This window comes from Cupriavidus sp. WS (assembly GCF_000395345.1).
GTDB classification, from domain to species: Bacteria; Pseudomonadota; Gammaproteobacteria; order Burkholderiales; family Burkholderiaceae; genus Cupriavidus; species Cupriavidus basilensis_B.
Window position 1 is genome coordinate 1 of the sequence record NZ_AQPL01000597.1, and the last position, 4067, is coordinate 4067.

Genomic DNA, 4067 nt, shown 5'->3' on the forward strand with positions numbered 1-4067 from the left:
AGCATCGAGCGGGCCATCATGAACCAGGCGCGCACCGTGCGCCTGCCGGTCCATGTCATCCGCGAGCTCAACCAGGTGCTGCGCGCCAAGCGCCATCTGGAGAAGGGCGGCACGGACGGGCGCGACGCGAGCCTGGAAGACATCGCCCACCTGCTGGGCAAGACCCCGGACGAAGTGCAGGACGTGCTCGCGCTCAACGAGCACACCACCTCGCTCGACACCCCGTTCGACCTCGACCCCGGCTCCAGCCTGCTGGATTTCCTCTCGGACGAGCATAACGCCGCGCCCGATCAGGAAGTCGCGCACCGCGAGCTGGAAAACCTGATGAAGCAGTGGCTCGCGCGGCTGTCGGAGAAACACCGCTACGTCGTCGAGCGCCGCTTCGGACTCAACCATATCGAGCCGGCCACGCTGGAAGAACTTGCCGAGGAAATGGGGCTGACGCGCGAGCGCGTGCGCCAGATCCAGCAAGAGGCGCTGGTCAAGCTCAAGCGCCATTTCGCTTCCCAAGGCGTGCGCAAGGACGCCGTTCTATGACACCTGTGCTGGTATTCGACATCGAGACGATTCCCGATGTCGATGGTTTGCGTCGTCTCCACGACCATCCCGATTCCATGACCGACGCCGAAGTCGCGGAGCATGCCTTCGCGGCGCGGCGCGAGAAGAACGGCAGCGATTTCCTGCCCCACTACCTGCAGCGCGTCGCCGCGATCTCGTGCGTCCTGCGGCGCAACCAGCGCGACGGCAGCCCGGTGTTCCACGTCGGCTCGCTCGGCACGCCGGAAGACGGCGAGGCCGTGCTGATCCAGAAGTTCTACGACCTCGTGGCGCGCTACTCGCCGCAGATGGTGTCGTGGAACGGCGGCGGCTTCGACCTGCCGGTGCTGCATTACCGCGGGCTGGTCCACGGCATCGTGGCGCCGCGCTACTGGGAGATGGGCGAGGGCAGCGAGTCCGACAGCCGCGAATTCAAGTGGAACAACTACATCAGCCGCTACCACATGCGGCACCTGGACCTGATGGACCTGCTGGCGATGTACCAGCCGCGCGCCAGCGCGCCGCTCGACGACCTCGCCAAGCTGTGCGGCTTTCCCGGCAAGATGGGCATGGACGGCAGCAAGGTCTGGCAGGCCTACCAGGATGGCCAGCTGGGCGCGATCCGCGACTACTGCGAGACCGACGTCGTCAACACCTACCTGGTGTACTGCCGCTTCCAGCTGATGCGCGGCGGCCTCACGCCGCGGCAGTTCGATACCGAGGTCGAGTTCGTGCAGCAGTCGCTGGCCGAACTGCCCGGCGCGCAGTGGATGGACTACCTGCGCGCGTTCCGCATCAAGCCGGTGTACGCCGGCGGCGATGACGAGGAAGAACCCGAGATCTGACCCCGCCGCGGTGGCTGGTTCTGCCGGCTGTCCTGTCGCGCCCCGGTCCGGCCATGCCGCGCCGGGGCGTTTGCCATGCGGCTCCGGCCGCCGGCTATTCGTCCGCGAGCGACAGGTAGATGGGTTGGTGGTCGGAGGCCTGCGTTTCGCCGTCCACCTCGCAGCACAGCAGTTGCGGCAGCAGGTCTTCGGTCAGGAAGACGAAGTCGCAGGCGAACGGCGGCTGCGGCCATTGCTCCTTGTCGTGCAGCGCGCAGGTGGGCGCGTGCGGCCGGCCCGGGTGGGCGCGCATCCAGGCGTCGTGCCACGCCACCGTGGCGGGCTCGTGCGGGCTGTCGTAGGGGGCCAGCATGCGCAGGTAGGCGATGTCGTCGGGCGCGCTGTTGAAGTCGCCGCACAGCACGGCCGAGACCGGGCGCGGCTCGGGCGTGAACGGGCCGGGCTTGTGCTCGCACCGGCCCGGCTGGCTGGCATGCTCGCATGCCTCGCGGTGCCAGACGCGCAGCGCGTCGGCCTGCGCCGCGCGCTGGTGCGTGGAGTAATACTCGAGGTGGGTGCAGATCACGCGCAGGTGGCGCTCGCCGGCCACCACGGTGGCTTCCAGCGCCACGCGCGGCATCGACGGCACGGTCGGGTCGGCGGGCCAGGGCAGGGTATGGCGGAACACCTCGCGCACCGGCAGCCGGGTGGCGATCAGGTTGCCGAACTGGCGTGGCGAGCCGTCGGCGTCCAGCCGGTCCACGCCGGGCGCGTAGAGGATGCGGTAGCCGGGCAGCAGGGCCGTGAGCTCCGCCACCTGGTCGGCGCCGGGGCCGCCCGCGAGTTCGGCGTAGCCGCGCGTCACCTCCTGCAGGCACAGCACGTCGGCGTCGGCGATGGCGCGCAGGGTCCGCACGGTGCGGGCGAGGTCGACGCGCCCGTCGGCGCCGCGGCCCCACTGGATGTTCCACGAGATCAGTTCCATGTCGTCTCCTGCTCGGCTGCCGGCCCGGGTTTGCGCGCAGCATCCATGTTGCGCCAATCGGCAGCGCTTGTCCCGTGCTGGTTTCAGGCCGGCCGGGCGCCGCCATCGTGGCCGGACGCGGCCGCGTCTGGACTACAATCGCGCTTTCGCAAAACAATATGACAGTTCCCCAGGTGTCCCAAGCCGTGACTCGACCACAAGCCCAACCGGCGCCAGGAAATGGCGTGCAAGCCGCATCGCCGGCTTCCGTGCCCGCTTCTGTTCCCGCCTTTGTTCCTGCTTCCGCGCCCGTTCCTGCCGCGCCTCCGGCTTCCCCGGACGCCGCGCTGCCGGTGGTGCAGATCCACAGCCTCGACATGGAGGCGCGCGGCGTCGGCCGGCTGGTCAACGAGGACGGTACGCCCGGCAAGGTCATCTTCGTCGAGGGCGCGCTGCCCGGCGAGACCGTCAGCTACCGCAGCTTCAAGCGCAAGGCCAGCTTCGAGCAGGCATCGCTGGTCGAGATCAAGCACGCCACGCCGATGCGCGTGAAGCCCGGCTGCCAGCATTTCGGCGTGTGCGGCGGCTGCTCGATGCAGCATCTGGACTCGCGCGCGCAACTGGCGATCAAGCAGCGCGTGCTCGAGGACGATCTCTGGCACCTGTCCAAGCTGCGCCCGGACGTGGTGTTCCGCCCGATCGCCGGCCCCGACTGGGGCTACCGCTACCGCGCCCGCCTCACGGTGCGCTACGTGGCCAAGAAGGGCGGGGTGCTGGTGGGCTTCCACGAGCGCAAGAGCAGCTTCGTCGCCGACATGACGCGCTGCGAAGTGCTGCCGCCGCATGTCTCGGCCATGCTGGTGCCGCTGCGCGAGCTGGTGACGGGGCTGTCGATCCGCGATCGCCTACCGCAGATCGAGCTGGCCGTGGGCCAGGACGTGACCGTGCTGGTGCTGCGCATCCTGGAGCCGCTCACCGCCGCGGACGAAGACCTGCTGCGCGCCTTCGCCGACCGGCACGGCGTGCAGTTCTGGCTGCAGCCCAAGGGCCCGGACACGGTGGCGCCGTTCTACCCGCTGGACCGCGAGCTGGCCTACACGCTGCCGGAGTTCGGCATCCGCATGCCGTTCAAGCCGACCGACTTCACCCAGGTCAACCACCAGATCAACCGCGTGCTGATCGGCCGCGCGCTGCGCCTGCTGGACGCCCGCCCGGAAGACCGCCTGCTCGACCTGTTCTGCGGCATCGGCAACTTCACGCTGCCGCTGGCCACGCGCGGCCGCTCGGTGATGGGCATCGAAGGCAGCGAACTGCTGACCTCGCGGGCGCTGGCCAATGCCGCCCGCAACGGGCTCGACCACAAGACCGAGTTCGCCTGCCGCAACCTGTTCGAGGTCGGCGCCGAGGACATCGCCGCGCTGGGCCGCTTCGACCGCTGGCTGGTCGACCCGCCGCGCGAGGGTGCGCTGGCGGTGTGCAAGGCGCTCGGCGAGCTGGCCCAGGCTGGCAGCGATGTGCTGCCCCGGCGGATCGTCTATGTGTCATGCAGTCCGGCGACGCTGGCGCGCGATGCGGGGCTGCTGGTGCATGAGGCGGGTTATCGGTTGTCGGGGGCAGGGGTGGTTAATATGTTTCCGCATACTTCGCATGTGGAGTCTATTGCGGTGTTTGATCGGGGGTAAGAGGTAAGGGGCTTGACTTCAAAGTCAACTGCCTAAAATCAACATCAAAGTCAAAGGCTT

At 68.8% G+C, this 4067-nt stretch carries 4 protein-coding genes; 3 read left to right on the forward strand and 1 reads right to left on the reverse strand.

The annotated features are described in order from the left end of the window. Both K206_RS0135305 and K206_RS0135310 read left to right on the forward strand, forming a co-directional pair. Positions 1-537 (forward strand): sigma-70 family RNA polymerase sigma factor (locus tag K206_RS0135305; protein ID WP_020206965.1); only part of this gene is annotated, 537 nt, incomplete at its 5' end. Further along, positions 534-1382 carry a 3'-5' exonuclease gene (locus tag K206_RS0135310; protein WP_029044439.1) on the forward strand — a complete coding sequence of 283 codons (849 nt, stop codon included), beginning with the start codon at positions 534-536 and terminating at the stop codon, positions 1380-1382. The genes K206_RS0135305 and K206_RS0135310, both read left to right, overlap by 4 nt. Positions 1383-1476: 94 nt before the next feature. On the opposite strand, the gene K206_RS0135315 is transcribed toward K206_RS0135310, so the two are convergent. Then, complete coding sequence (locus tag K206_RS0135315) at positions 1477-2346, reverse strand: endonuclease/exonuclease/phosphatase family protein (RefSeq protein WP_020206967.1); 870 nt, start codon at positions 2344-2346, stop codon at positions 1477-1479. 332 nt (positions 2347-2678) lie between these two features. On the opposite strand from K206_RS0135315, the gene rlmD reads away from it, so the two are divergent. After that, complete coding sequence (gene rlmD / locus K206_RS0135320) at positions 2679-4007, forward strand: 23S rRNA (uracil(1939)-C(5))-methyltransferase RlmD (RefSeq protein WP_020206968.1); 1329 nt, start codon at positions 2679-2681, stop codon at positions 4005-4007. The last annotated feature ends 60 nt before the right edge of the window (positions 4008-4067 follow it).